Below are 24,542 nucleotides of genomic sequence, written 5' to 3' on the forward strand. Positions count from 1 at the left end.
AGTTTGCATTATAAATTGTGACATTTTCAATTCCATTATAAAAGAAAAGGATGGTGTTGATTATGAAAACTGCACAACGTGAAATGATTTCAAATCGTGAGTTTTATTTCGTACTATATATGATGTTATTGTATGTTACTGGTTGGGTAATTGATGTAAATGGCTTATTCCTAAGTTCCTACTTTAATTTAGCAGGAGAGATTATTCTTCCCTTAGTTGGCGGCATTGTTGGACTGTTCGTTATGTTTATCAATAAAGAACAAACTAAATAACAACATTACATAAAGGCAGAAGACGAAATTTTCGTTTTCTGCCTTTTTCTTTTTTAGCGTATAATAAAAAACATGCAAGTATATAAGGAGTGGTAAGTATGAAAAAAGTAGAACAACTATCTTCTCATCTATATCTTATTGATGATTATGACTTACAACATGATGAACGCACAGGTACATACGTTTTATTAGGTGACGATATTACTTTAATTGAAACTTGTGCGGCCCCTTCTCTTCCCTATATTTTAGACGGCTTACAGCAATTACATATTAATTTAAATGATGTAAAAAACATTATCGTTACACATGTTCATTTAGATCACGCAGGCGCAGCAGGGTTAATGATGGAAAAGTGCCCAAATGCTACTCTATTTGTGCATCCGCGCGGGGCTCGTCATATGATTGATCCAACAAAACTAATTCTTGGCGCAAAAGCTGTGTACAAAGAAGATTTTGATAAACTTTTTGATCCAATTCTTCCAATTGAAGAAGAACGTGTTCATATTGTACAAAATGGTGATACATTAAAAATTGCAGAAGACCGTACACTTACATTTTATGATACACCGGGACATGCGAAGCACCATATTAGCATTCACGATTCAAAAACAAACGGCATTTTCACTGGTGATACGATTGGAATTTATTATAGGGAACTAGCTGATCTTGGTGTAGAATTATATCTACCATCAACGTCCCCTTCACAATTCCAGCCAGATGCGATGATTGCCTCTAAAAATCACATTCAAAGTATGAATGTAGATACTATTTATTTCGGTCATTACGGCGCATCTGCCAATGTTACAGAAGTATATAGCCAACTTGAACATTGGTTACCTATTTTCGTTAATACTGGTAAAGATGTCTTTGAAAAATGTAATGATTTCGATGAGGCAACCAAAGCATTACAAACTTTATTAATGGATAAAATCTCTTCTCACCTTACAAAATTAAACGTCCCATCAAATCATTCCGTTTATAACATTTTACATCTAGATATAGAAATTAGCGCCATGGGCATTATTGATTATTTCACAAAGCAAGAAAAAACAAATTCCACTATTAAATAACGGCAAAAAAAGAGATATACAACAGTAGTTATTGTATATCTCTTCTTTCTTTGAATATATTTTTAGTAAAGGATGGTGGAATGCAATGCAAAAAGTGATGCTATACCTCTGCTTTACATTATTTATCGTCTTATTATTATTTGTCGGAGTAAAAATTCAATTTTATTTAGATACAGATGCGCAAGTGAACTTTAACCTTTATCCAAGGTTATTCTACTTTACACTCTTCCCTCTTTTAGTCGGCATTTTATTACGATTCCTACAATCCATTAATCGCGAAACGAGCAAACAAAACTGGAACTTTCAGCTGGATAAATTTATCGCTATTACGTTGCCTACACTATTCATTTCCTTTTCTCCAGCTCTACTCTTTTCACCACTTGGCGAATACCTACCTTATTTAACTAATATTATTCTTGTGAATACAACTTTCGTTACCATTATTAGTTTAATAGCTGGTTATTCACTATTAGATTGTTTTATACAAAAAGACAAGGATAATAGTAAGGAATATAACTAAGTGATTTCCCACTTTCACTTTATTAAGCAAATCAAGATAATTCTGCCCCTGACTTGTATGCAAAAGAACCTAATGTTCAATTTTTAAGTGTCGTTGGTTATGGTGGTTTATTTATAAGTGCAATACTCCTTGTAAGAGTTGCTATACATGCGGTAAGGAAATTTAAGTAATAACAAAACGAGTATGAAATCGCATAGATTTTATACTCGTTTTTTATTGTTCATATATTTAATTGATAATAGGAAATTTATGTTAAACTAAAGAAAGTCGTGCACTAAATCAAAATACATTTCAATCAAGGGAGACTTATTATGAAATTAGGAACTTTCTCGTTTCTAACGTTTATCGCAAGTATATGTTCTTTCTTTATTTTAAGAGGACCTAATGCAAATTTAACTTTGATTATTGCGATTCTAGGCATACTTTCATTACTCGGTATTATTTTTGCGATAGCATCAAAAAATTGGTTATTCGGAATACTTGGTACTGCATTAAATGGAGTAATACTGGTAGTTGTATATTTCCTATTGATAGCAAAAGGAATAGGTGGTTAATATATTTACATTTCAATAAGGAAAGCTAAAGCTATGAGCTTTTTACTTATCTCACCTTTTCATCTACATACTCCATAAACTGTTCTGCTTTAATAAATTTTTCTTTGTACGCCTCAGGTACTTCGTCTGCTGTTATTCCGCCACTCGATTTTGTTTTTACTAATACGGTTTGATATGCCATTAATGCTTCCATATATTGTTCATACTCTTCAGGGGTTAATACTTCTTTACTAGATTTATGGCCGTTTAATTTATCAAAATACGGCTGAAGCTCCATTTCTACCTTTTTCAATTCCACTTTTTTAGCTGGCGATAATTGATCATAATCAATATTACCATTCGAATCCCCGTACTCAAGCTTTGCATTCGTTAATTTCTTTAGTTCTTTTGTAAACTCTTCATATTCTTTTGCACCCATTTCATCTTTCGCTTGAGATAACTTTGCATTAAAACGCATGTATCCTTCTAATGTTATAGCTCCGGCATGCTTCTTTAAATTTTCAAACGACCCGTATATACCATCTGCCATAATAGATTGATAAGCAAAACCAGTTGTCGGAATTAAAAATGCGGCTGCAAGCACTCCTGCGATAAGGCGCTTCTTCCTTTTACTTCCACCGCGCTTCATTTTAATTTGAACGATTACTTTTTCTTTTAACTCTGGCGGGGCTATAATCCCTTTCGCTTCTTCTTGTATTGATTCCCTAACTCTACAATCTAAACTCATTTCACATTCCCTACCTCTCCTAAAAAGATTTCTTCTACTTGCTCTTTTTGACGTAGTTTCTTTAGTGCTGCATGAATTCTGGACTTCACGGTACCGATTGGAGTATGTAATATATGTGCTACTTCTTCTTGTGAGTAATCATGTAAGTATCTTAAGATAATAACTTGTTTCAATTTATATGGTAATTTATGAATGAGTTCAATTAATTTTTGGTTTGATATTTTACTTACAACATCGCTAGAAAAATCAATTTGTACTGGTTTTCTTTGCTCTTCTGCTTTTTTTACAATTCGCAGTCGCATCCACCTCTTTCTTCTATAAGAATGAATTTGTTTAATCACAAGTCCAATTAACCATGGACGAAATGGCTTCTCACTATCATATTTACGAAGCGATTCATATAGCTGTATGTATATTTCCTGAACGACATCATCTATATCTGCTTTATCCTCTATTAAAAAATGTGCTGTCTTATATACTTCTTGAATCGTTTTATCATACAACTCACTATACGCTTCTTTATTGCCTGATAAAGTTAATTGGATTAGTTCTGTGTATACTGTTTCATCCTTCATATACCATCCCTCCTTTGTCCTACACTATATATTGGCAAGCAAACGATATTTCGTTCGATTTCTTTCAAATATTTTTCAAATAAATTAATATAAGGATGCAATGGCTTCATAAGCTTCACTTATAACCCTGCATAACAATTATATAATTTTCCAATTCCTAATGAAGATTTAAAATAATATTTATAGTCAAATTTAGGAGGATGTATATGAAAGCTATCGTTGTAACTTCATTCGGTGGTCCTGAAGTGTTGAAATATACGGACATGGATATTCCTGCAATTTCAGATAATCAAGTTTTAATTCGCGTTGTTGCTACTAGTATTAATTTCGCCGATATTAAATCACGTTATGGCAAAAAAGGAAACAAATCCTTACCTTTTATCCCAGGAATAGATGCAGCTGGTATTGTAGAACGCGTAGGTTCTCATGTAACAAACATTTATCCTGGCCAGCGTGTCATTGCTTTCCCTCAAAATGGCTCTTACGCTGAATATGTTGTCGCGAACGAAAATCTTACTTTTGTATTACCTGATGAAGTTGATTTCCAAACTGCAGCTGCCTGCCCTATCGTATCTTTTACAAGCTACAATTTACTTGCAAATGTTGCAAGACTTCAGCAAGGTGAATCTGTTCTAATTCATGCCGCTGCTGGAGGAATTGGTACTACTGCGATTCAACTCGCAAAATTATTAGGGGCTAAAAAAGTAATCGGGACTGTCGGAAGTGAAGCAAAAAGAAAAATTGCTTTAGATGCTGGCGCTGATTATGTTATTTGTCATCAAGATGAAGATTTTGTAGAGAGGGTAGATCAGCTTACAAACGGAGAAGGCGTTAATATTGTTTTAGATTCTATTTCTGGTACTGTGTCCGAAAGAAGTTTAGACTGCCTTGCTTATTACGGTCGTCTCGTCCATTTCGGCAATGCTAGCGGAGAAGTTGGTAGTTTTCAAACGAAAGATTTACACGCAAGTTGCCGTTCTATACTCGGCTTCAGCTTTGGCACTACACGAAAAAAACGTCCTGAATTGCTTCAAGAAACTGCGAATCAAGTTTTCCGTTATTTACGCGATGGAAGTTTACAAATTAAAACTACGAAATCTTTTCCTCTTCAAGATGCAGGGAAAGCACATGAATGGGTCGAAAGTAGACAAAGTACAGGGAAAGTAATACTACACGTTCAAACAGCTCCCTAAAATGAATACATGAAATAGAGGTGTTATTCATGGGATCACGAATTATGCATATCATTATCGCTAACGGTATTACTGAGAAACTTTCTATTCAAGATAAAACCTCTTTCTTACTTGGTGGTGTAGCTCCTGATGCTGTTCATTCAAAAGAAGAAAAAGGAACTTCACATTTTTACGCTGGTACAACGAAAAACTATACGAGAAGAATAGATTATGATTCATTTATTCATAAATATGAAGATCATATGGATTCCTCTTATATTTTAGGTTATTATACCCACCTCATTGCCGATGATAATTGGCTAAGTGGATTTTTTCTACCTTGGCTAAAAAACAGAATTGAGAACGACGAAACTATCGTGCCTATGTACTATAACGATTTTAAATTATTGAACGCACAATTGTTGCATCATTACGATAAAGAACAACAGCTCTTCGCCCTACTTAATCAAGAGGCTAACATTGTGAATATCGAGGAGATTTCTAGAGAGAATGTTTTAGCTTTTCGGCAATATATTTTTGAAGATATGCTGTACCCCGAGCAACATTTGTATGAAGACCTACAGGTGTTTACATTTGATCAAATCGTTGGTTATATTGAGACAGCTATTGAAAAAGGAACATTTTTTATCAAACAACTCTCGAATGAAAAATCCACTTCAAACATTTAATCCCCCTCATTATATATGAGGGGGATTTTGACATAACAATATCATTATTTGTTCTTTTCCATAACCGCAAAATAATTCCCTTCACTATCAGCAAAGTTAAACACTTTACCCGAAGGCATTGTTACCATTTCGCCAACTGTAACATTTTTATTTGTTAAATCTGTATATAGTTGTTCCAGATTTTCTGAGAAGAACATTAAAGACGGTGTACCAAGATTCAATTCTGGACTCATTTTGGAGATAACCTCTTTATTATGTAATATGATACTCGTCTCAGCATCATTAGTTGGAGCGATTTCAATCCATCTCATTCCTTGATTGTTATCTTCCTCTGCGATTACATGAAACCCTACTTTTTCTGTCCAAAAATTTAATGCCTCATCTTGATTATTTACATATAACATAATTTGTCCGACTTTATGAATCATTTCATTTCCCCCTAATGGTTTTTATATTCTATGTAGCTTTCTATAGGTGCTCTTATTAACCCTTTTATTTTATATGTATCTCTTCACGAAATTTATCGACTGACTCATTTCATTCAATGCACATACAAAATTAGAAACTAACACTATTGCCGTGTTTTGTCGATAAATCGATATTCCCTATAGAATCGTTGATATATTTGAAATTACTATTTAATAACTTATAAACAAAAAAGACGTAACTACGCATAGTTACGTCTTTCCATTCATTTATCTAGGCTTTTTCTTACCAGTAAAAGCTGGTTTCTTTTTCTTTGGTGCTGGTGGTTTCGATTCTACAAATGTTCCTTTGAACATTTCTTGTTTCGTAAACACGATACCTAATTTTTTCGCGAATTGAAGTAATTTACGCTCTTCTTGTTCTGTTACAAGAGAAACGACTGTTCCTTCTTTGCCCATACGTCCAGTACGTCCTGAGCGGTGAATATATTGGTCTACTGTGTCTGGTAACTCTAAGTGGATTACGTGTGTTAAATCATCGATATCTAATCCACGTGCTGCAATATCAGTAGCAAGTAGAATCTCTAATTTCCCGCTGCGGAAAGCGCGCATCGTTACTTCACGCTCTTGTTTGCTTGCCTCTGCATGAAGAGCTGCCGCTTTCATTTTACGGAATTTTAGTTTTTGAGTAATTTCATCTAAACGGAATGGATCATTTAAGAAGGCAACTGCTTTTACATTTCCCATATGCATAACTCTTCTAATATAATCATTTTTTTCACGACGTTCACAAACGATATACGTATGTTCAACTAGGCTCTGTGCCTCTGAGCGTGTTACACGTACTAATTGTGGTTCAACTGTCAAATCACGTGCCGCATCTTCTGCAGCTTTTGTTATTGTCGCCGAGCAGAATACTAATTGACGATCACGCATCGTTGATTTAATTACATCAAGTACAGCACCCATCATCTTTTGTTTTACAATTTGATCAAACTCATCAAATACAATCGTTTTCACTTCATGCATCTTTAATTTTTTCATACGAATCAATTCTAAAATACGTCCTGGTGAACCGACAATAACTCTTGGGTGTTTCTTTAATTTTTCAACTTGGCGCTTAATATCCGCACCACCAATTAAAGACGCACCTGAAATATCAGTTCCTGCTGTAAACTTTTGAACCTCTTCATGAATTTGCATAACAAGTTCACGAGTTGGCGCTAAAATTACAACTTGAGGTTGTTTAATTTCAGGATTAATTTTATGTAAAAGTGGTAATAAGTACGCTAATGTTTTTCCTGTTCCAGTTGGAGATTCAGCTATAACGTCTTGTCCTTCTAAAATAGTTGGAATCGCTTGTTTTTGAATTTCAGTAAACTCTTTAAAACCAGCCTTTTCCCAAGCTTGTTGTAAAAATGGTTGCATATCTTTTATCATTTGTTTTTCTCCTTTATCTCTATTTTTGAAGAAAATGTTGTATTGTTCGCACCGTTTCTATCATGTGTGAAATAACAGCTATTAAATCATCAACATGGTCTTCTGTAATCGCTTTTTGAAATAGAACCTCTACCTTATTATGATATGAAATCGCTTGCTTATTATATTCGTATGAAATTTTCTGTGTAATCATTCGCTCTTTTCCCCAAATAGATTGCAATAAAGCTTCAATTTCTTGACATCCTATCTCTGGCTGTTCCATTTCGAACGAGAACGCTAACTTCATTTCACAACCTGGTATAAACTGAGGTACTTCTAATATTTCACCTGATAAATTCTTCGCATCAACAGATAGTGAAAATGTCGCCTCTACCAGCGTTTTAAATGTTTCTGTTAGTTGAAATGAAATACTATACATACGACTTAATGAAGCAAGATCCATCACATCTTTTCGATCTGTTACGAGAATATCACCGTGTAAATCGAAATCATAGACAGCTCCTTCCACAATTACCTTTAAATTTTCAAAAGCAGTTGGATCAAACATAATTTCCTCCAAAAAACAGGCGCCTTTCTATGGAAAGGCGCCACTTGATGTATATATAGTTTACAGATAAACGAGATGAATTACAACCTTTTAGAATAAACCTACTGCTTTTCCATCTTCATTTACATCCATTTGAAGCGCAGCTGGCTGTTTAGGAAGACCAGGCATTGTTAACATTGTTCCTGTTAACGCAACGATAAACCCTGCACCGATAGATGGTTTCAATTCACGAATTGTAACGATAAAGTCAGATGGGCGACCTAATTTTGTTGCATCATCAGAAAGAGAGTATTGTGTTTTCGCCATACAAATTGGTAGGTTACTCCAACCTTCTCCTTCATATTGAGCTAGTTGCTTACGTGCTTTCGGAGCAAATTCAATATCTTTTGCGCCGTACACTTTTTGAGCAATTGTACGAATCTTTTCTTCTAATGGTAATTCTAATTCATAAAGTGGTGCGTAGTTGTTTTCACCTTTTTCAATTTCTTTTAACACTTTCTCAGCAAGGTCAACTCCGCCTTGGCCACCTTTCTCCCAAACTTCTGTTAAGGATACTGCATAGCCACGCTCATTGCACCATTCTTGTAAGTATGTAACTTCTGCATCTGTATCAGTAATGAATTTGTTAATGGCAATTACGAATGGAACACCGAAGCTTTGAATTGTTTCAACATGTTTCTGTAAGTTTTCCATTCCTTTTGCTAACGCATCTACATTTTCTTCTTTTAATTGATCTTTCGCCACGCCACCGTGCATTTTAAGCGCACGAATAGTCGCAACAATAACTACCGCTTCTGGTTTAATACCAGCTGCACGTGCTTTAATGTCTAAAAACTTCTCAGCACCTAAATCTGCACCGAATCCAGCTTCTGTAATAACATAATCACCTAATTTTGCTGCCATCGTCGTAGCGATAACACTGTTACAACCGTGAGCGATATTCGCAAATGGTCCGCCATGAATGATAGCTGGTGTATTTTCTAATGTTTGTACTAAGTTCGGTTTTAATGCATCTTTTAATAGAAGTGTTAACGCACCTTCTACGCCTAAATCTTTAACTGTTACAGGTTGATTTGAAAAATTATAAGCGACAACAATGCGAGATAGACGAGCTTTTAAATCTTGAATATCTGTTGCAAGGCAGAATACGGCCATAATTTCAGATGCTACTGTAATATCAAAACCGTCTTCACGTGGCACACCTTGAACCGGTCCACCAAGGCCAATTACTACGTTACGAAGGGCACGATCATTTAAGTCAACACAGCGTTTCCAAACGATTTTACGCGTATCAATTCCAAGTGCGTTTCCTTGTTGGATATGATTATCAATGAACGCCGCTAATGCGTTATTGGCAGTTGTAATCGCATGAATATCTCCAGTAAAGTGAAGGTTAATATCTTCCATTGGTACTACTTGAGAATAACCGCCACCTGCTGCTCCGCCTTTTAATCCCATTGTTGGTCCAAGAGATGGTTCGCGAAGTGCAATTACTGTTTTCTTACCAATTTTATTAAAAGCTTGACCTAAACCAACTGTTACTGTTGATTTACCTTCTCCTGCTGGAGTTGGGTTAATCGCTGTTACTAAAACAACTTTACCGTCTTTCTCATCTTGTAAACGCTTAAAAATATCAAGAGATAACTTGCCTTTATAATGTCCGTATGGCTCTAGTTCTTCTTCTAAAATATTTAAATTAGCTGCAATTTCTTGAATCTTCTTCATACTTGCTTCTTGTGCGATTTCAATATCGGATTTAACTGTTGTAGTAGTTGTCATATACCCTAGTCCCCCTTTAATTGGTTCTGATGATATTGTATCAGTTTTTTGTATTTTCTGCACTTTTTTACCTCCTAAAATTTTTTTGATTTCGTTATACGTTTTTTAACATAAATACCCATAAGAACGTTAACGATTGTTGTAACTCTGTAGGTAGTTGACCTAACATCTTCTCATTTACTCCGCGCTTATATACGCCGGTGCCATCTACAACTTCAAATCCTTGTTCTTTCGCTAACTGTTCAAATTCCCAAGGCATCATCGTATTGCAAACAACATCTTTGCCGTATAGACGCGGATAACTATTCTCTCTCGGTTTTGCTGTCGGTCCTAAAATTGCAATACATGCGTATCCATCTTTCTTTAAAACACGCTTTATTTCATTTAATGCTCGCAATGGCTCCTCGGTCCATTCTAAAGAATTAATTGCCATAATTGCTTCAAATTTCTCATTTTCAAATGGTAATGAAGAAAGATCACCTTTTATAAAAGATAAGTTTGGGCCTTCTCCGCGTTCCTTACCCTTTTGAATCATAACTTCCGATAAGTCCACCCCAACCGCTTTGTACCCAGTAAGACTTAATTTATATGTACCATACCCATCACCACAGCCAACATCTAGCACTTGTACTTCCTTTTCCACGTACTGCTCAAAAAATGGAATGATTGTACTCCTGCTCCCGCTATCCCACATTTCTTGACTATTTTGATTCCAAAACTCTGCATTGTTATCCCATTTTTTCTCTGCCGATTCATGCCAATTAAACCTCGTCATACATTCCCCTACCTTCAGTTATTATCATTCATTTCATTCTACATCATTTTCCAAAATTCCTGTTTTTCCCGCATTAACGGGCAATAGAATTCGGCGAATGCGAGGAAGTTAGGTGGGAGATAACTGCCCGTAAAAGCCCGATTGGTGAGGACTAATAATCAGTGGGGGATGGACAAAACCCCCACTGATTAAAGTTTCACTTTATCTTCATAAGGAGATGAACAGGATAACAACGAAATCTATTTTCTCCAATTTTTGCTTTACTTGGGTTTAACTCATACTCATGTTCTGTTCCTTATGAAAGATACTATAGATACACCCAATTGAAAGAGAGGGATGTACATGCGAAGAAAGAGAAATCATCATTTTAAAAGTGGTGAAAAAAACGAAGAGTATGCAGCTGAAATATCTCCAGCTGGTATTCCGATTAGACATGAGCGCAAAGAAATTGCAAATGAAATAGAAGGTACAAATACCGGTGCAATGATCGGCTATGTCGCATTATTTCTTTCGTTATTCTCCATTGCTTTTTATCCTGTTACACTCGGCTCCCTAGCTATTTTAGTTGGTTTATTAGCTGTCAATTTTGGAGCGAGAACACTTGGATATACCGCAATTGGTTTTGGCAGTTTTTCTGTTTTATTTACTTTACTATATCCGCTTGCTTTATCAGCGTTTTAAAAAAAACACACCAAGTTATACTTGGTGTGTTCATTCATGATACAACATGATATGACCGCATCCACAACAATGCTTCGCTGTAATTTCTTGAAAAACCGGATAATTTTCTTCATCTCTATGCTCAATAAACACCTTTTCAAATCGGTACATGTTTGGCGCATATGCCCAATCTTGTTTCGTACGTGCATATAATGTCGAAGAAAAAAACTCCTCACCACCACAAACGATACATCCCTTCTTCATCAATACCCCTCCTATGCTTGTCTTACTTCATCTATATGAACATAAGCATAAAAAAAAGACCTTCTATTACTAGAAAGTCTTCTCTGAAACAAAAAGAAATGTACCGAATATACCTACTCCGCTATATTCTTTCGTAACACCAGCTTCTGTTTTATACGTTTGCTTTACAGTCATAAAGAAAACACCATTTCGTGCATCAATACTTTCAAACTGTAATTTCTCTTTTTTTTCATCTACATTTTGCGTGCATTCAAAGCTACTCTCGTCACATTTCAATGCATACTTATCCTCTAAATACAATTTAAAATCTGATTCTTTCGGACAAGTTATAAGTAATATCGCCACGAGAATAATACTTACAATACCCACAAGTGTATAATATTTCTTCATTTGTTCTCCTTTCAAAAGACAAGAAAACTTGACTTCATGCGCCAAGTTTTCTTAGTCCACAACCCATTGCCACTCTTGTTCTTTCTTATCAAAAATGAGCCAACCCGTTTCTGTTGCTTCCGCTTTCAATTCATCGATATTATCTAGTACCTCATCCGTACTTTCGAATGATCCTACTACATATACCGGAATTTCAAGACCTCTTCTCGACTCAATTTTCCCCGCTAAATCAATGTATAACCCATCTTCCATTAACGGCATAAGCCCAAGGATAACTTCCTTTGAAATTGCTGGGAAAATTTTTGATTTTTGGAAGAAAGTAAAACGTTTCTTTCCAAACGAACCGAGTTTATATGGAATCACTTTACTTAGCATTCCTACAAAATCACCGATTCTACGGTAATACACTTTGTTGTACCAACCGTCATCATGTGAAAAATAAACGAATCTATTTTTCAACAACGGGAAGAACGTTCTTCCAAGTGGTTCTTTTTTGTGAGCCAAATATAATAATTCTGCAATTTCTTTTGGCTCTAACTCATCTAAATCGCTTGCATCATCGAAATCTACCCAACAAAATTCATCAAATTCATCAATCTCTGCTTGAATGAGTTTATGTATGTTTTCTTCCTCAACATATTCAAATAAAGTATGATAATGAAAATCTGTCCACTCAAAATTATGCTTTAAAAGCAATACTTGATGAAGCGGTGAAGGGATGTTACTTGCAAACTCTTTAAACGTAATTCCAGATGTAATAAAACAATGACCCCGACGATTACCATTAATATATATCATATTGTTTACTTGGTCAGATCCTCCAGACAAAGCACCTAGCCACCTTCGTTTTATATGTTTCAATTCTATAGCATATTTTAACATGAAAAATTTTAGAAACATAGAAAAAACTTCAAAAACTATTTACAATTTCATGTGTTTTATTACATAATGATTACAAGAAAAAACGCCTGCTTATGAGCAGGCGTTTTTAAAGGATATCATCTGGGTTTTGAGGGTAATGATTTCCCTCTTTCTTTTCTTCTTTTTGGAACATCGATTGAATTTTATCAATTGTTTGCGGAGCTAATTCAATTATTTTTTCTGCTAAATGTGTCGCATTTTGTAAATGAAGAATATTTACCCCATCTTTATTCACGACTAGAAATGCTACTGGTGTAATTGACACACCACCCGCACTACCGCCACCAAATGCAGGATTACCATTCGCTCTTTGTCCATCATTCGTCTGGAAATCAGAACCTCCTGCTCCAAAACCGAACGCTACTTTAGAAACTGTTAACACTACACCACCGTCAGCCGTTTGAACAGGCTCTCCAACAATCGTATTTACATCGACCATTTCCTTCAAATTTTCCATTGCCGCTTTCATTAATCCTTGAATTGGATGATCCACCGTTCATAACCTCCTTTGTCATATCTTTCCTAGTTTTTCCGAAAGTTGGTGAACTAAACATAAAATTTTATATTGATTTCAAAAAACTTAAGTTGTAATATTTAGAAAAATAAAAAAGAGGTCGATTCTTTATGATGAGAAAATTAACAAAGAAAGATCATGAACAAGTATTCGCTTACCTAAAAGAAGAAGCAGCCCTTAACTTGTTTATTATTGGGGATTTAGAAGCTTTCGGTTATGAAACAGACTTCCAAGAATTATGGGGCGTATTTAAAGAGAATGGAACATTAAAATCGATTTTACTCCGCTTCCATGATGCATTCATACCCTATAGTAAAGAAGAATTTGTTACCACTGATTATGAGGCACTTCTTTCCGCATATAAGCCGCTTAAACTCTCTGGCAAATCAACTATTGTAGAAAGATTTGAAGCTTCTCCTACTATACAACTAGGTGCCAAAAATGAAATGTATTTTTGTGAATGTCTAAATGACAACAACTTACCTAGCACATCCATTCATGAAACAATTAAACTTGCCTCACTCGATGATATAGAACGAATTATGCAATTACGAAATAACATCGCTGAATTCCCGACTGCTAATGAATCAGAAAAAATGTTAAGGCAAGCTATTGAAACAAATACAGGACGTACATATTATATTGAAAAAGACGGTGCAATCATCGCATCCGCCTCTACTTCCGCTGAAAATTCATTATCCGCTATGGTAGGACAGGCGAGTTAATTCATCCGAGGCAGGACAAGCCTCACAAGGTTTAGCTGAATGGTTATCTATGATAGAAACGATATTCTCACAAGAGACCACTTTCTAGGTTACTCACAAGTAGCCTATGGAGGTGGTCTTTTGTGCGTACTCAAGGAGGAAACTGAATGGCACTACTTAGATTTATGATTAAGGATTACCTAGAGGATAAAGAACTCAGTGGACTCGCACCGAGAACGATACAGAGCTATCGAGATACGCTTAATGAGTTTTCTCGCTGGCTCACTACCGAGAGGGAGATCGTTAACATTGAGGACATTACTCCACCAGTTATTAAGAGCTACCTCCTCTACTGTTCCAAGGAGAGAGGAAACTCGGTGGTGACTCGTAATGGTAAGCTCCAGCACTTGAAGACATTCTTTAGGTACCTAGAGGATGAGGACATTATAGAGATCCGTAGCAATCCTACCAACAAGATTAAGCCTGCTAAGACGGACAAGATTATCAAGGTGTACTCCGATGAACAGATAAAGCAGATGCTTAGATACTACAGGAGGATGCGCTCTCGAGAAAACACGTTGTATAGCTACAGAGGGCATACCGTAATAGTCGTCCTCGCTGGTACAGGCATAAGACTAGGCGAGCTGGTGTCCATGAGGTGGGACTCCGTGGATCTACTCAATAAGACTATCACTATCTTTGGGAAGAATCGTAAGAGCCTGTCTACTCCGTTAACGGATAAGGTGGCTCGAGAGTTGTACGAGTGGAGATTATTCTGCGAGAAGCACTACATTAAGCTGCCTGCTCATGTGTTTAATGACCACAGAGGTAACCCACTCACAGTGAACGCTGTCAAGTTAATGTTCACCAGGTTATCTTTACGCATGGGTTTCAAAACTACAGCTCACATGTTTAGGCATACCTATGCGAGCAACTGTTTAAGAGCTGGCATGGATATATACACCTTGAGTAAGCTGATGCATCACTCCCAGATAAGAACTACTGAGGTTTATCTACATGCTTTCGGTAACTCGTTAGCTGAATCCAACGATAAGTATAACCCTCTCAATAGGTTCGACCTATAAGTAAACACAAAAGAGCCCTGCTCTAGTTTGGCGGCCAGACAGGACTCTTTCACAAAATAACTATGGAGCTATTTGCTTATATTGTACTACCCTAAGATACACTCTGCAAGTGGCTCCTATTAAGGAGAATATACAATATGAAGGAACTACGAAAATATCAATCTTTTAATTCAATTACTGAGATGGACAATTCTATTAGTGAATACCTGTCAGTGTACAAACTTAAAGAATCAGAATACACAGTACTATGGAAGCTTGCTTGTTACTCATGCAAATTCATAGGAGTCAGTTACCTCAAAGTAGACTCTTTAGCTGACCTAACAGGATACTCTAAACGCACTATACAGCGTGCTCTCAAGGTTTTATCTGAGCTAAGAATCATTACTCGCATCAATCAATTCAAGCCTGTTAAAGGTGGCTATAGCGCTTCAATAACAGTGATTAATCCCTATGAGAGTCACCTCGCTAAGTCACCTTGCGAGGAAGCTGTAGAGCCTACTCCTGATTGTGCTGAGGAGCCTCCATCTCATACAGATACAATTAATTACAAAACTAAAAGCTCTAAAGATAATACATACGTATTAGACGAGTTAGGAATAAACCACTTAGTAGCTGCTGGTGTTCCTATTGACTTCGCTAGCTTGGCTATCTCCTACTTTGATGCAACTAAGGTGTACAAACTATGGAGTCGTGTTCAATTGGCTGCTCGAAAGTATGCACCTGATCTAGTTGATACTGCAGAGGTGGCCATCTCAGGTTTACTAGCTAGTGTGCTTGCTAGCAAGGCTAAACGTGTACGTGATTTCAATGGTTACTTCTATGGAGTTCTGGCTCAGAAGTTATCTACTGCTCAGCGATCTCTTAAGTGCAAACTTTTCAACTTTCTTCAGTAGCATTACCGTAGGTAATAATCCCTGCTATCTGGTTGCTGTCCTATAGTTCTTTAACACAGGGGGTATCTCTATTTAGCTATGCCCGATTGGTTACCAGGGGTGGCATTGCATCTGGTTCTTGTACGATTATCCAATTTAGGATAGTCCTCGGTAGGTTGTATCTGCAGAGCAGGCAACTGATTAGGTATATGCTCGATGGAATGCCATATGATGTAAAAATAACACCTCCATTTCCGAGTCGCCCACAAAACAATGCTCCAGATTCCCCTGTGTGGAGTTTTATCAGTCTCCTTATTATGTTTGCACCTAAACAAGTTATACCGCGTGTGATGAACTTGTATGAACTCTAGGAAGTTTTCCACTTATGCAGGCTTTCTTAGGTAATCAAAAGAGGAAGTAGCCAAAATAGTTGGTGGTAAGGATAAACTATGGGGTAAAGAAAGGGATTAAAAAAAGTTTTTAAAAAGTATTGACGGTTCTAGAACTTTTAATTAATATGTAATTAAGCCACTCAGGGAATGAGGTGAACATGGCAATTGGAAAGTAAGCAACAAAAGTTTTACGGTAAAGTCAAAGACTTCTATGAGCTGGAGTCCATCGAGGATGCTAAGAGGTTTTATACAGCTTTTAATCAACTCAACAAGATCAACACTGTAGATAAAGCTAATAAGATCGATAAAATGTTAACTCGTATGTATGCTGGTAAGAAGTTAACTGACTAACCTAAAACTACACAAAACAAAATAGCCCTACTCGGTAGTTATACTTTGGCGAGTATACCGAACAAGGCTACGCAATTCAGTCGAACCTATAAGGCTCTTTCCTCCCTATAGTATCACGAGCAGGAATAGCTGTAAAGGTTCGACCTCACAGGAGGCGAATAAGTTGAAACTTAAAGATTGGGTTATGTCGACCTTGGTAGCTGGCTGCAGTATAAGCTTTCTTTACGCAGTCGGTTACATCGTTTCACTCATGATTGTACACCTGTAAGTATTACCTATCTCATGTAAACAAATAAAAACTAAAGGGAGAGATTTTTTATGACAACAAATACTATTCAACCAACTAATTTAGATATCGCTATGGAGGAGATTGACACTCTAGTATCCAACTTCCAAGACTCACTATCTCGTATTACTAATAAAGTTTGCAAAGTAGATACATTTCAACTAGGCCTGACGTATGTAGTTATCTTACGAGCTGGCAAAATCTCTAAAACTCTTAGTTTTAATTTAAATGAATTAACTGAGGAGGAATACCAATGAAAAAGCGAATAGTTGTTTTCCTGTCCAGCATTATCCTGTTGAGTGCCTGCAACAGTTCTACGATCTCCGAAGAGGAATACAACTCCCTAGAGGAAGGGATGACACTCTCAGAGGTTGCCGACCTCGTGGGTGGCAAAGGAGATCGCTCAGGAGATGGCGAAATGACTAACGTAACCTATGATGGTGAAGGAGAGGAAACTGGGGAGATCAACTTTGCAGTAATGATATTCGAGAAGGGTAAGCTGCTGGGTTGGGATCGACAAGATAATAACTAAGGGGGAAAAACTAAAAACTCTAGGACACTTCCCCCCTCGAGCTGGCTCCCTGAGTCGGCTCTTTTGTTTTCCTCCTCAGGGTTACCATTACGGTAATTGAAATTATAGCTTGTGCACTCGTTGAAACCAATCAGATAACTCTTGAACTTGCTGTTTATCTAACAGAAACCCCCTATCCATCCCCTTCGATTCAATTTCAATACCAAGATAACCATCTTTCAGAGGGCGAATTCTCAATAAATCTCCACCAACATCTAACACCTCAGCCATCTCTCCATTACTTAATATTCCCATAAACTCACGAGCTCTGTTTCCTGAGAATACACAATGGACAAAGCTTCCGTATTCATCATCTTTAAGTATAAAGTACATTGAACCTAAGATAAGCTCTACTTTTAGAGTTTGATTTGAACTACCTTTGTATTTCAGCATGGGTATCATCTTATCACCACCTTTCTTGCTTGATTATAGAGTAGTCAATCCCTCGTGTGAATACCTTTTGTGAGATTGGTCTACTGGGGTAATACTCGATGTTACCAATACGTATTTTCTATGTAAGGCTACACCCTATGCAGGCACCCTCCCTACCCTCCGTAATATCTAGAAATCAGAGGAGAGTTCGCTCCCATCGAGTATCCCTCCGAGTTAAAACATGAGCTAGCACAACTAAACAGCCATATCTTTCAGGAGTTGTCCCTTGAGGATTAACTCCTCTTTGGCGTCCTCATAAGCATAAAAAAAGGTAGCCCAGTTAGGCTACCTCTACAGTTACATCTATTAATCGACCATCTATCGTATGTCTAAAGTGGCGTTGATACTGCTTGATAATATCATGCTGCAAAGATCCACTACTGAGCTCGGTCTCTACAGTAAACCTCTGAATGTGTTTCTTGCCACCGTGATAGAACTCGACTATACAAGCGTACTTCACAAGCATTCCCCCTCAGATGGTTTAGTTATTAAATAATATTGATGGATCAAACGTGTTAGGATTCTCAATATTACCCTTAGACAAGCGGTACTTACGAGATAATCCTAACTCGTCTATTAACCTAATATAGCGACTCTCAAAGTCTGCCATACTCACCTTCTCATTGACTGCATACTCCATGTTAACATTCTTACGTCTAGCCTTAATTAGGTTAATCAGAGCTAGGTCAAGTGTTTCTAAATCTAGCTTGTCCAACTCGTATTTCTCTTGATAGTGTTCGAACGTTTCTTTATACCATTGGTTCTCTTCCTCAGTTAGATCTGCTTTAAAGTCCTTCAGATACAACCCGTGAATGTAGTTACCTGGAGTTAGATTCTTGAGTGCCTTTGCTTTCCCCTCAGGAGTGCGTGGCCCTCCAGTGGGATTATGAGGTCTAGCCATATTAATTTCCCTCCTTAGTTACACTGAATAGTAATACAGATACATTCGTTAGATTAATCTCCCTGTGCTTGTCTACCTCTATAGTAAACAATTGAGAAGACTCACTCTCGAGCCACTCCTTGAACTCCTGCAACTTAATAACTGAGAGCTGGACTTCTAGAGTGCCACCTGATGAGGTTACGATCTTTACTTTATTCATTTAGCCTACCTCCTATTTGATTCCTAATGATTTAACATACTGTTCGTATTCTTCATTAAAGGATTTCTCTTCCTGAGCTATTGCCTCCATAGTCACCGAGAAGGCTTTGTATACTTCTTGAGGGTTATACTTGAGAGGTTGTTCCTGCTCGGAGAACAGTTGAGCACCTTTTAGTTGTGGGAATGCTACAAGGCTTACTTCTCGGATCCGTGAGGGGTTGCCTTTCTGGTCAGTGTAGAATGAGATAGACACCTTCTTGGCTAATCCCTTTTGAACACGCTGTTTAATGGCGTCCTCGATAATACGAACGGTTCCCATCAGCTTTTCACCTACTACCTTCACGCTCTCGAGTAGTCCAACGGTATCTTTTGCACTCTCACTGTGGTCTAACTGGATTGGTATCATGTCCTCTTTGTTAAACGAGCTAGCCAAAGCATGCAAGTCCTTACTTGTGTAGTTTCGTCCTCTGTGTTTACCTGTGGAGAATAACTCTGCATCCTTCAGTAGGTCTTGTCCTTCCTCGGAGAACGACTCCGTTAAATGACCTGTATTGTTAAACTTCATAAGTTGCATATATTTCACCTCATTAGTTTAAATAAAAATAGGGAGCAACCCATAATGGCTACTCCCTCTTAGGTTGTACTAGGCAATAATATTTTTAAGTAAGTATACGCCTTTAGGATCCGTCACGTATGACTCTGTGAAGCGTAACGCTCTCACAACTGTAGTCATGTCCTCATCTTGGTTATACTGGCTCGTAGATAATGGAACTGCATCAGCAATATCTCCGATAGCTCCACGTTGAACTAACAGTACATCCTTATCAGCGAACATTTCATCTACAATTAGGTCTAAACCTAAGAAGTTACCACGGTAGCCAGCTAATTGTTTTAAGTCCTGATTGATGTATTCTGGAGAAGCATCACTATTGTTAGAGATGATTCCAAAAGTAGCTGGAGAGACAACCATCGTGTCTAACACGTAGCCAAACTTTGCAGCTTCAACCTGTGCAGTCGTTAAATCACTACGAATAGCGATAGCACCCTTAGTGGTTTGTCCTTTAGCTGATTGACCAGCAGTTACATCACTCCAGTATAAATCCGTACCAGTACCTACTTTAGTACGCTTGTTAATATTTTCATCATTAAGGATTCGATCGTAAGTCATTGCGTTAACCATGTTACTAACCGAGTTAGCAAGCTTATTGAACACTCGCTCAAAGTAACTGTTAGCACCAAAACGTTGTTGCTCGTATGAGATCGCACTCTCTAAGCCGTACTTACGGATTAAAGCAAGTTGTGCCTTCTCGCTGATACCAATACGTTTGAATCCTGAGCCTTCACCTACTTCGGGTACTTCTTCGTAAGCATAACGACCATTAGTATCTGCATCAGCATCTTTGAAGAATTTAACTGATAGAGCATCAACTGAGGTTTTAGTCATCAGTAAATCAGCAATCATCTTGCGACCTGCTAAGTCCTTGATTCGTGTGTCTACAAATTGTTTCTTTAATAGGGGGTGTTGTCCTAAAATAATATCACTCATGTGTTTCCTCCTCGTTCCGTCTCTATGAGACAGAATCCATTAGTTATGGTAATAGTGTAGTAAGTGCTACTCAGTAGCTAAACTATTCTAGAAGAAACAAGCAAGGAAAACCCCTGTTTATTCCCTCTAGAATAGCCACGAGCCAGAAGAACTCCCCTGTTAGTCTGACAGGTTCAGCGTTCATCCACCTCGTGAGTGCTATTGATTTCTTTTTACCCTAGAAGGCTCCTATTCCTCGACAGTCAAGCTATCGTGAATACAACCCATATAGAATTGCAAATGCTCGCAAGACTGTGCTGAGAAGTCAAATGAGCCAGCAAGCCACTTTTGGATAATACACCTACTAAAGCCTACTCTCACAGCGAATGCGCTGTTGGTGCATCCTACTCGTTCTTTGTAAGCTAAATAGCGTTCTCGTGTAGCTTCGTTCATATCTCTCTTAATATCTACTTCTGTCTCAGTTAATTTCTTAGGCATACTAATCGACCACCTTTTCAGTTTTATACTCATCTATTTGTCTATAACAGTTGTAATTAAAGAAGACTCCACCAGCGTACCAGTGGAGTGTGCCTATGTAGGTGATCCCCATCACCAACCCTCAGGAGGTTATATACATATGGCTGATTTAATCTAGGACATGGAGATTAACTCTCCGTAGTACTATCGAGGAAGTGAATGTTCTCCGGAGGAGACTCGGTAGTACTACGCAAAGCTAAAAAGGTGCGGTATCCTCTTTGTTCCCCTACATATATAGAGTAGTAAAACAACTACCATGTTAATATCTTCTTTTACCCCCACTGTTTGGCGATTGGCTTACGGGAAATCATTAACAACTCGTATATTCCGTCCTCGGTGAGGAACCATTGCTTATGGCTACTTCCGTCCCCTCTATATATTGTATATAGTGCCTTTTCATCTTCGTCCTTCATTTTGAAACCATCTAGTCTAGGCGTAATATTTAGGGAGGGTACATCTTGTCCCCGTCCTTAGACAAACCAAAAAAAGCCAGCTCTCAGTGAGCCAGCCAAGTATAAATATTATCCTTTTTAGTCATTTTCCTTGGTTGTATTTTTATTGGTGTAACCTGAGCCAGTGCATTATCGAGAGAACCAAATTCAGACTCGATAGCTACAAATAACTGGGGACGATCTCTTTTGAATCCTACTTCGCTTATATTTTTACCGTAGTATTTCAATTCAGCTAATACCTCTAGAGTTAATTCCCTTGAGTACATCATCGGTTAATCACTCCTTCTAAGTAGTCAACAATCTTCTTAAGCTCTTTGTGTTCCATACTAGTTTTATTACCTAACCAATCAGTCAACCGAGGACGTTTTATTTTCACCTGCTCAGCTATCTCATTAATAATATTGCTGGTGATACCTGCCGAGGTGATAACCCTCCACAGTAGATCCTTGAGGTCGTTCTCTGCAAGTACATCGTACTCATCTAATTCAGCTAACTCGTTAATTAATTCTCCAATACTTGCTTGTTCTATCATTGTGCCACCCCCATAGTTTGTCCAAGGTAAGATTCCATAACTTGTGAGAAGTTATTTCTAAAACTAAAACTAGTTTGTCCAAACTTACTAGTATCATAAGTTATTTCAGGGATAATCTGAGAAGGTAAAACAGCTTTATTAGTAGGTCTTCCGTCTTTGTCTGCATGGATAATCTTGTTTCCTTTGTTTGCGTAACCTAGTGGAATGTAGTCTTCATATTCATCTATCTCAGTGTTATCTGTACGGTTAACATCTTTTACGTCTAGTGTTAATCCATCTATGATATCAAAAACAGTTACCTGCTTGTCCTCCTTAGGAGCTGGCGTACTAACTTCCTCACTAGTCCAATCCTCACTAGGTGTGTTTTCCCAGTCGGCACACTCTGTATTGTCTAGCTCAAGGTGTTGGCTGCTAAAGAAATTCCATTGTAATTCACTGATAGATATATCCTTCTTCCCCTGAGATCGCAACTTTTGAATCATACGAGTTGCATACTGTTTCATCTTTAGAGGTGACTGTCTCTCAGCAAATACTCTTACGCATATTCCACTAGCTTTTCCTTTTCCATGATTGACTACTACTAGGTACCCTACCTCGATTAATTCTTTGAAAGCTTTGTCTACAATTTTTCTACTGAATAGATCGTACATGTGGTATTTTCTGAAAGTCCACTTCTTAGGTCTTGAAATCATCCAGCAGAACACTGTAAATGTAGATGCTGAGATTAACCCTTCCTCAACTAGTCTCATTTGGTCAAACGTAAAGTAGCCATACTGCTGAGATTTAAACGTCTTGTTGACTGACACCACCTCAGATACATTATGGTTAGCTCCTATTTGTGCTACAAATTCCTTTCTATCCATTTGACATTCCTCCTCAATTTTAACTTGACTAGGCATTTATCTTTGTGTTATTATTATCAGTTACCTCTGTCTCTACTTATAATTTTATTAAGTTTCAAAATAAGACACAAGATATATGTATAAATTCTTTCTTTATTTAACTTTTATAGTCATCCTCTAATGTGTACAAAACGTACTACTATATAACTATAAAAAGAGAACCTGTTTAGGTTTCCATCTCTAGGCACAACAAAAGGAGGCAACCTTTATTGGCTACCTCTATCAGACTATTAACTTCTCAAAACAATAAATACAAAACCTGAGACGGAGAATCTACAGAAGAATATTTCAAAGGCTTGTCCTACTCGTTTACGAGAAAGTAGATCCTTGAAGATAATCTCTGTAGTTGCCATCTCCTATAGTTCTTTATTTCTTAAATCTTTAAATACCTAATACCTATATGAGCTGGCATCTCTTAGTTTATCCTATCAGGGTTATTCTATCCGATTCATCGGATAGTTACTACTTGATAGGTTACTCTTAGAGCTACTCCTCTTATAGACCTTTTTTATTTTTCTTTCTCTATGATTACCTATTGGTTATTCCTAATTAGGTATTTCTATCAAGTGGTACCTATCGAGTTAACTCTTTTTAGATATTGTAGTAAAACAACTACCTCAGGGGGCGTATCCTGTGCATTTCACTCCTATACATCAACACTTTAGGTAGATTATATGGTAACTTAGGAGTTAATTTCTACACCTTACTGGGTTTGTCTCATCTCACAAGTTAACTAGGAGTTGAAATGAAATGACAACATAGTTGATACGAGGTAGCAAAACTAACTCTCCGTTTAACGGATACTTCAAGTAGGTTGCCGACTCTAGGGGTTACTATCTCATATATGAATATATTTAAATACCTTATGAGGACGACCTATGTTGAGCATAGTCCCTGAGTAATACCTGAGGTAGCCGATCTCTGTAGGTGAAACTTAGGGGGGGTGCTACTGGGGACTGACTCTGGAGGTTCAACTTTGGGAGATAAATATTTTATAAAACCCTGTAGGTATCCTGTTAGAAAGTAACAAAATGTTACCATCTAAGGTTCGATGTTGGGAGATTAACTTTTTAAATTTACTGCTGAGGTGGAAAACTCTAGGGTGCTGGCTCACTAGTAACTAACTGGGAGCCGATTTTCCTAATAAATTTCTACTACATATGTTTACATGCGTATACGTACCCCCCCCTATGCCTCCTGATTATGGGGTACCCACTGAGCACACCACCAGAGGAGCTACTGACAGTCAGCCAACGAGAAAGTGACCAACAGGAGTAACCCTGAGAATATCCAGATTGCCCTGTGAGATACTTTACCCCTAGATGTGGTACAAATGGGTTACTGACTCCACAGAGAATCTCACAGGCGTTACTGCTCGTCCATCCTCTCCACTGTTACATCTAACAAGTATACGCACTCTAGTTAACATAATACTGATTATACAAAGCTAACTATGAGTAGACTAAAGAGGTGTCAGCCTTAGAGCCATCTACTCTCAGTGTACCTAC

Annotated in this window: 34 protein-coding genes and 1 pseudogene; 13 read left to right on the forward strand and 22 right to left on the reverse strand. The window is 37.4% G+C overall.

Going from position 1 to position 24,542, the window contains the following annotated elements; genetic code table 11:
* Positions 1-62 precede the first annotated feature (62 nt).
* From V7038_RS20620 to V7038_RS20635, 4 genes are all read left to right on the forward strand, one after another.
* Positions 63-272, forward strand: a complete 210-nt coding sequence (locus tag V7038_RS20620; RefSeq protein ID WP_070128281.1) for a DUF3925 family protein — start codon at positions 63-65, stop codon at positions 270-272.
* 98 nt (positions 273-370) lie between these two features.
* Positions 371-1,342: an MBL fold metallo-hydrolase gene (locus V7038_RS20625; RefSeq protein ID WP_070139203.1), complete on the forward strand. Its 972-nt coding sequence runs from the start codon at positions 371-373 to the stop codon at positions 1,340-1,342.
* 85 nt (positions 1,343-1,427) lie between these two features.
* Entirely contained in the window at positions 1,428-1,862 is a 435-nt protein-coding gene (locus tag V7038_RS20630; RefSeq protein ID WP_070128279.1) for a hypothetical protein, read from the forward strand.
* 311 nt (positions 1,863-2,173) lie between these two features.
* Positions 2,174-2,416 (forward strand): hypothetical protein, encoded by a 243-nt coding sequence (locus tag V7038_RS20635; RefSeq protein ID WP_002202215.1) that lies wholly within the window; start codon positions 2,174-2,176, stop codon positions 2,414-2,416.
* A gap of 46 nt (positions 2,417-2,462) precedes the next feature.
* Here V7038_RS20635 and V7038_RS20640 read toward each other — a convergent pair whose 3' ends face one another.
* Positions 2,463-3,143: a DUF3600 domain-containing protein gene (locus V7038_RS20640; RefSeq protein WP_070139202.1), complete on the reverse strand. Its 681-nt coding sequence runs from the start codon at positions 3,141-3,143 to the stop codon at positions 2,463-2,465.
* Positions 3,140-3,718: a sigma-70 family RNA polymerase sigma factor gene (locus tag V7038_RS20645; protein WP_070146459.1), complete on the reverse strand. Its 579-nt coding sequence runs from the start codon at positions 3,716-3,718 to the stop codon at positions 3,140-3,142. Before V7038_RS20645 ends, V7038_RS20640 begins: the two co-directional genes overlap by 4 nt.
* Positions 3,719-3,924: 206 nt before the next feature.
* Here V7038_RS20645 and V7038_RS20650 point away from each other — a divergent pair, with 206 nt between their 5' ends.
* Together V7038_RS20650 and V7038_RS20655 are read left to right on the forward strand one after the other, a co-directional pair.
* Positions 3,925-4,911 (forward strand): quinone oxidoreductase family protein, encoded by a 987-nt coding sequence (locus V7038_RS20650; protein ID WP_335695584.1) that lies wholly within the window; start codon positions 3,925-3,927, stop codon positions 4,909-4,911.
* 29 nt (positions 4,912-4,940) lie between these two features.
* The gene (locus V7038_RS20655; protein WP_335695585.1) at positions 4,941-5,579 is read left to right on the forward strand and encodes a zinc dependent phospholipase C family protein; all 639 of its coding nucleotides are present in this window, start codon (positions 4,941-4,943) and stop codon (positions 5,577-5,579) included.
* 44 nt (positions 5,580-5,623) lie between these two features.
* Here the strand turns inward: V7038_RS20655 and V7038_RS20660 are convergent, their stop codons facing one another.
* From V7038_RS20660 to V7038_RS20680, 5 genes are all read right to left on the reverse strand, one after another.
* On the reverse strand, positions 5,624-6,007 hold the full coding sequence (locus V7038_RS20660; protein ID WP_070128275.1) for a VOC family protein: 384 nt from the start codon (positions 6,005-6,007) through the stop codon (positions 5,624-5,626).
* Between the two features lie 267 nt (positions 6,008-6,274).
* On the reverse strand, positions 6,275-7,444 hold the full coding sequence (locus tag V7038_RS20665; protein ID WP_002158100.1) for a DEAD/DEAH box helicase: 1,170 nt from the start codon (positions 7,442-7,444) through the stop codon (positions 6,275-6,277).
* A gap of 19 nt (positions 7,445-7,463) precedes the next feature.
* Positions 7,464-7,991: a hypothetical protein gene (locus V7038_RS20670; protein WP_002158102.1), complete on the reverse strand. Its 528-nt coding sequence runs from the start codon at positions 7,989-7,991 to the stop codon at positions 7,464-7,466.
* 90 nt (positions 7,992-8,081) lie between these two features.
* Positions 8,082-9,770, reverse strand: a complete 1,689-nt coding sequence (locus tag V7038_RS20675) for a formate--tetrahydrofolate ligase (protein WP_071151223.1) — start codon at positions 9,768-9,770, stop codon at positions 8,082-8,084.
* A 94-nt stretch (positions 9,771-9,864) separates the two neighbouring features.
* A complete protein-coding gene (locus tag V7038_RS20680; RefSeq protein WP_002158104.1) occupies positions 9,865-10,545 on the reverse strand; it encodes a class I SAM-dependent methyltransferase in 681 nt (226 codons plus the stop codon).
* 342 nt (positions 10,546-10,887) lie between these two features.
* Between V7038_RS20680 and V7038_RS20685 the strand changes: the two genes are divergently transcribed.
* The gene (locus tag V7038_RS20685; RefSeq protein WP_001253195.1) at positions 10,888-11,226 is read left to right on the forward strand and encodes a hypothetical protein; all 339 of its coding nucleotides are present in this window, start codon (positions 10,888-10,890) and stop codon (positions 11,224-11,226) included.
* A 30-nt stretch (positions 11,227-11,256) separates the two neighbouring features.
* Here the strand turns inward: V7038_RS20685 and V7038_RS20690 are convergent, their stop codons facing one another.
* The 4 genes from V7038_RS20690 to ytfJ form a co-directional block, all read right to left on the reverse strand.
* A complete protein-coding gene (locus V7038_RS20690) occupies positions 11,257-11,469 on the reverse strand; it encodes a hypothetical protein (RefSeq protein WP_002012518.1) in 213 nt (70 codons plus the stop codon).
* A 69-nt stretch (positions 11,470-11,538) separates the two neighbouring features.
* Positions 11,539-11,859, reverse strand: a complete 321-nt coding sequence (locus V7038_RS20695) for a hypothetical protein (RefSeq protein WP_002202222.1) — start codon at positions 11,857-11,859, stop codon at positions 11,539-11,541.
* Between the two features lie 51 nt (positions 11,860-11,910).
* On the reverse strand, positions 11,911-12,687 hold the full coding sequence (locus V7038_RS20700; protein ID WP_002085994.1) for a hypothetical protein: 777 nt from the start codon (positions 12,685-12,687) through the stop codon (positions 11,911-11,913).
* 160 nt (positions 12,688-12,847) lie between these two features.
* Positions 12,848-13,273: a GerW family sporulation protein gene (ytfJ, locus tag V7038_RS20705; RefSeq protein WP_070170072.1), complete on the reverse strand. Its 426-nt coding sequence runs from the start codon at positions 13,271-13,273 to the stop codon at positions 12,848-12,850.
* Between the two features lie 131 nt (positions 13,274-13,404).
* On the opposite strand from ytfJ, the pseudogene V7038_RS20710 reads away from it, so the two are divergent.
* The 6 genes and pseudogenes from V7038_RS20710 to V7038_RS20735 all read left to right on the forward strand — a co-directional run.
* Positions 13,405-14,004, forward strand: a pseudogene (locus V7038_RS20710) (GNAT family N-acetyltransferase); the annotation flags it as partial.
* A gap of 161 nt (positions 14,005-14,165) precedes the next feature.
* A complete protein-coding gene (locus V7038_RS20715) occupies positions 14,166-15,083 on the forward strand; it encodes a tyrosine-type recombinase/integrase (protein ID WP_335695586.1) in 918 nt (305 codons plus the stop codon).
* A gap of 137 nt (positions 15,084-15,220) precedes the next feature.
* Positions 15,221-15,976 (forward strand): helix-turn-helix domain-containing protein, encoded by a 756-nt coding sequence (locus V7038_RS20720; protein WP_335695587.1) that lies wholly within the window; start codon positions 15,221-15,223, stop codon positions 15,974-15,976.
* Positions 15,977-16,512: 536 nt separating this feature from the next.
* On the forward strand, positions 16,513-16,698 hold the full coding sequence (locus V7038_RS20725; protein WP_000444252.1) for a hypothetical protein: 186 nt from the start codon (positions 16,513-16,515) through the stop codon (positions 16,696-16,698).
* Positions 16,699-17,016: 318 nt separating this feature from the next.
* Positions 17,017-17,241, forward strand: coding sequence for a hypothetical protein (locus tag V7038_RS20730; protein ID WP_000210745.1), 225 nt, complete (start codon positions 17,017-17,019; stop codon positions 17,239-17,241).
* Positions 17,238-17,516 (forward strand): hypothetical protein, encoded by a 279-nt coding sequence (locus V7038_RS20735; RefSeq protein ID WP_335695588.1) that lies wholly within the window; start codon positions 17,238-17,240, stop codon positions 17,514-17,516. The genes V7038_RS20730 and V7038_RS20735 overlap by 4 nt, the downstream gene beginning before the upstream one ends.
* Before the next feature lie 102 nt (positions 17,517-17,618).
* Here the strand turns inward: V7038_RS20735 and V7038_RS20740 are convergent, their stop codons facing one another.
* The 11 genes from V7038_RS20740 to V7038_RS20790 form a co-directional block, all read right to left on the reverse strand.
* A complete protein-coding gene (locus V7038_RS20740) occupies positions 17,619-17,957 on the reverse strand; it encodes a hypothetical protein (protein WP_335695589.1) in 339 nt (112 codons plus the stop codon).
* 310 nt (positions 17,958-18,267) lie between these two features.
* Positions 18,268-18,447, reverse strand: coding sequence for a hypothetical protein (locus tag V7038_RS20745; protein ID WP_286099306.1), 180 nt, complete (start codon positions 18,445-18,447; stop codon positions 18,268-18,270).
* Between the two features lie 21 nt (positions 18,448-18,468).
* Positions 18,469-18,888 carry a hypothetical protein gene (locus V7038_RS20750; RefSeq protein ID WP_335695590.1) on the reverse strand — a complete coding sequence of 140 codons (420 nt, stop codon included), beginning with the start codon at positions 18,886-18,888 and terminating at the stop codon, positions 18,469-18,471.
* Between the two features lies 1 nt (position 18,889).
* Entirely contained in the window at positions 18,890-19,087 is a 198-nt protein-coding gene (locus tag V7038_RS20755; RefSeq protein WP_335695591.1) for a hypothetical protein, read from the reverse strand.
* A 12-nt stretch (positions 19,088-19,099) separates the two neighbouring features.
* On the reverse strand, positions 19,100-19,660 hold the full coding sequence (locus V7038_RS20760; protein ID WP_335695592.1) for a hypothetical protein: 561 nt from the start codon (positions 19,658-19,660) through the stop codon (positions 19,100-19,102).
* A 69-nt stretch (positions 19,661-19,729) separates the two neighbouring features.
* Positions 19,730-20,632, reverse strand: coding sequence for a phage major capsid protein (locus V7038_RS20765; RefSeq protein ID WP_335695593.1), 903 nt, complete (start codon positions 20,630-20,632; stop codon positions 19,730-19,732).
* Positions 20,633-20,860: 228 nt separating this feature from the next.
* Positions 20,861-21,109 carry a hypothetical protein gene (locus V7038_RS20770; protein WP_002158809.1) on the reverse strand — a complete coding sequence of 83 codons (249 nt, stop codon included), beginning with the start codon at positions 21,107-21,109 and terminating at the stop codon, positions 20,861-20,863.
* 311 nt (positions 21,110-21,420) lie between these two features.
* Positions 21,421-21,561: a hypothetical protein gene (locus V7038_RS20775; RefSeq protein WP_335695594.1), complete on the reverse strand. Its 141-nt coding sequence runs from the start codon at positions 21,559-21,561 to the stop codon at positions 21,421-21,423.
* An 83-nt stretch (positions 21,562-21,644) separates the two neighbouring features.
* Positions 21,645-21,869, reverse strand: a complete 225-nt coding sequence (locus V7038_RS20780) for a hypothetical protein (RefSeq protein ID WP_335695595.1) — start codon at positions 21,867-21,869, stop codon at positions 21,645-21,647.
* A complete protein-coding gene (locus tag V7038_RS20785; RefSeq protein WP_335695596.1) occupies positions 21,866-22,132 on the reverse strand; it encodes a hypothetical protein in 267 nt (88 codons plus the stop codon). The genes V7038_RS20780 and V7038_RS20785 overlap by 4 nt, the downstream gene beginning before the upstream one ends.
* Entirely contained in the window at positions 22,129-22,995 is an 867-nt protein-coding gene (locus tag V7038_RS20790; protein ID WP_335695597.1) for a hypothetical protein, read from the reverse strand. Before V7038_RS20790 ends, V7038_RS20785 begins: the two co-directional genes overlap by 4 nt.
* Between the last annotated feature and the right edge of the window lie 1,547 nt (positions 22,996-24,542).

Source organism: Bacillus sp. JJ783 (assembly GCF_036963225.1).
Lineage (GTDB): Bacteria > Bacillota > Bacilli > Bacillales > Bacillaceae_G > Bacillus_A > Bacillus_A cereus_U.

Bases quoted from the DNA above. Each gene is read 5' to 3' on its own strand.
- V7038_RS20665 (WP_002158100.1), bottom strand. From the start codon at position 7,444: ATGATAAAAGATATGCAACCATTTTTACAACAAGCTTGGGAAAAGGCT.
- V7038_RS20650 (WP_335695584.1), top strand. From the start codon at position 3,925: ATGAAAGCTATCGTTGTAACTTCATTCGGTGGTCCTGAAGTGTTGAAA.
- V7038_RS20720 (WP_335695587.1), top strand. From the start codon at position 15,221: ATGAAGGAACTACGAAAATATCAATCTTTTAATTCAATTACTGAGATG.
- V7038_RS20655 (WP_335695585.1), top strand. From the start codon at position 4,941: ATGGGATCACGAATTATGCATATCATTATCGCTAACGGTATTACTGAG.
- V7038_RS20785 (WP_335695596.1), bottom strand. From the start codon at position 22,132: ATGATAGAACAAGCAAGTATTGGAGAATTAATTAACGAGTTAGCTGAA.
- V7038_RS20760 (WP_335695592.1), bottom strand. From the start codon at position 19,660: ATGCAACTTATGAAGTTTAACAATACAGGTCATTTAACGGAGTCGTTC.
- V7038_RS20690 (WP_002012518.1), bottom strand. From the start codon at position 11,469: ATGAAGAAGGGATGTATCGTTTGTGGTGGTGAGGAGTTTTTTTCTTCG.
- V7038_RS20660 (WP_070128275.1), bottom strand. From the start codon at position 6,007: ATGATTCATAAAGTCGGACAAATTATGTTATATGTAAATAATCAAGAT.
- V7038_RS20675 (WP_071151223.1), bottom strand. From the start codon at position 9,770: ATGACAACTACTACAACAGTTAAATCCGATATTGAAATCGCACAAGAA.
- V7038_RS20680 (WP_002158104.1), bottom strand. From the start codon at position 10,545: ATGACGAGGTTTAATTGGCATGAATCGGCAGAGAAAAAATGGGATAAC.
- V7038_RS20755 (WP_335695591.1), bottom strand. From the start codon at position 19,087: ATGAATAAAGTAAAGATCGTAACCTCATCAGGTGGCACTCTAGAAGTC.
- V7038_RS20645 (WP_070146459.1), bottom strand. From the start codon at position 3,718: ATGAAGGATGAAACAGTATACACAGAACTAATCCAATTAACTTTATCA.
- V7038_RS20640 (WP_070139202.1), bottom strand. From the start codon at position 3,143: ATGAGTTTAGATTGTAGAGTTAGGGAATCAATACAAGAAGAAGCGAAA.
- V7038_RS20695 (WP_002202222.1), bottom strand. From the start codon at position 11,859: ATGAAGAAATATTATACACTTGTGGGTATTGTAAGTATTATTCTCGTG.
- V7038_RS20670 (WP_002158102.1), bottom strand. From the start codon at position 7,991: ATGTTTGATCCAACTGCTTTTGAAAATTTAAAGGTAATTGTGGAAGGA.
- V7038_RS20765 (WP_335695593.1), bottom strand. From the start codon at position 20,632: ATGAGTGATATTATTTTAGGACAACACCCCCTATTAAAGAAACAATTT.
- V7038_RS20750 (WP_335695590.1), bottom strand. From the start codon at position 18,888: ATGGCTAGACCTCATAATCCCACTGGAGGGCCACGCACTCCTGAGGGG.
- V7038_RS20620 (WP_070128281.1), top strand. From the start codon at position 63: ATGAAAACTGCACAACGTGAAATGATTTCAAATCGTGAGTTTTATTTC.
- V7038_RS20770 (WP_002158809.1), bottom strand. From the start codon at position 21,109: ATGCCTAAGAAATTAACTGAGACAGAAGTAGATATTAAGAGAGATATG.
- V7038_RS20630 (WP_070128279.1), top strand. From the start codon at position 1,428: ATGCAAAAAGTGATGCTATACCTCTGCTTTACATTATTTATCGTCTTA.
- V7038_RS20740 (WP_335695589.1), bottom strand. From the start codon at position 17,957: ATGATACCCATGCTGAAATACAAAGGTAGTTCAAATCAAACTCTAAAA.
- V7038_RS20625 (WP_070139203.1), top strand. From the start codon at position 371: ATGAAAAAAGTAGAACAACTATCTTCTCATCTATATCTTATTGATGAT.
- V7038_RS20635 (WP_002202215.1), top strand. From the start codon at position 2,174: ATGAAATTAGGAACTTTCTCGTTTCTAACGTTTATCGCAAGTATATGT.
- V7038_RS20715 (WP_335695586.1), top strand. From the start codon at position 14,166: ATGGCACTACTTAGATTTATGATTAAGGATTACCTAGAGGATAAAGAA.
- V7038_RS20790 (WP_335695597.1), bottom strand. From the start codon at position 22,995: ATGGATAGAAAGGAATTTGTAGCACAAATAGGAGCTAACCATAATGTA.
- V7038_RS20780 (WP_335695595.1), bottom strand. From the start codon at position 21,869: ATGATGTACTCAAGGGAATTAACTCTAGAGGTATTAGCTGAATTGAAA.
- V7038_RS20735 (WP_335695588.1), top strand. From the start codon at position 17,238: ATGAAAAAGCGAATAGTTGTTTTCCTGTCCAGCATTATCCTGTTGAGT.
- V7038_RS20775 (WP_335695594.1), bottom strand. From the start codon at position 21,561: ATGAAGGACGAAGATGAAAAGGCACTATATACAATATATAGAGGGGAC.
- V7038_RS20685 (WP_001253195.1), top strand. From the start codon at position 10,888: ATGCGAAGAAAGAGAAATCATCATTTTAAAAGTGGTGAAAAAAACGAA.
- V7038_RS20730 (WP_000210745.1), top strand. From the start codon at position 17,017: ATGACAACAAATACTATTCAACCAACTAATTTAGATATCGCTATGGAG.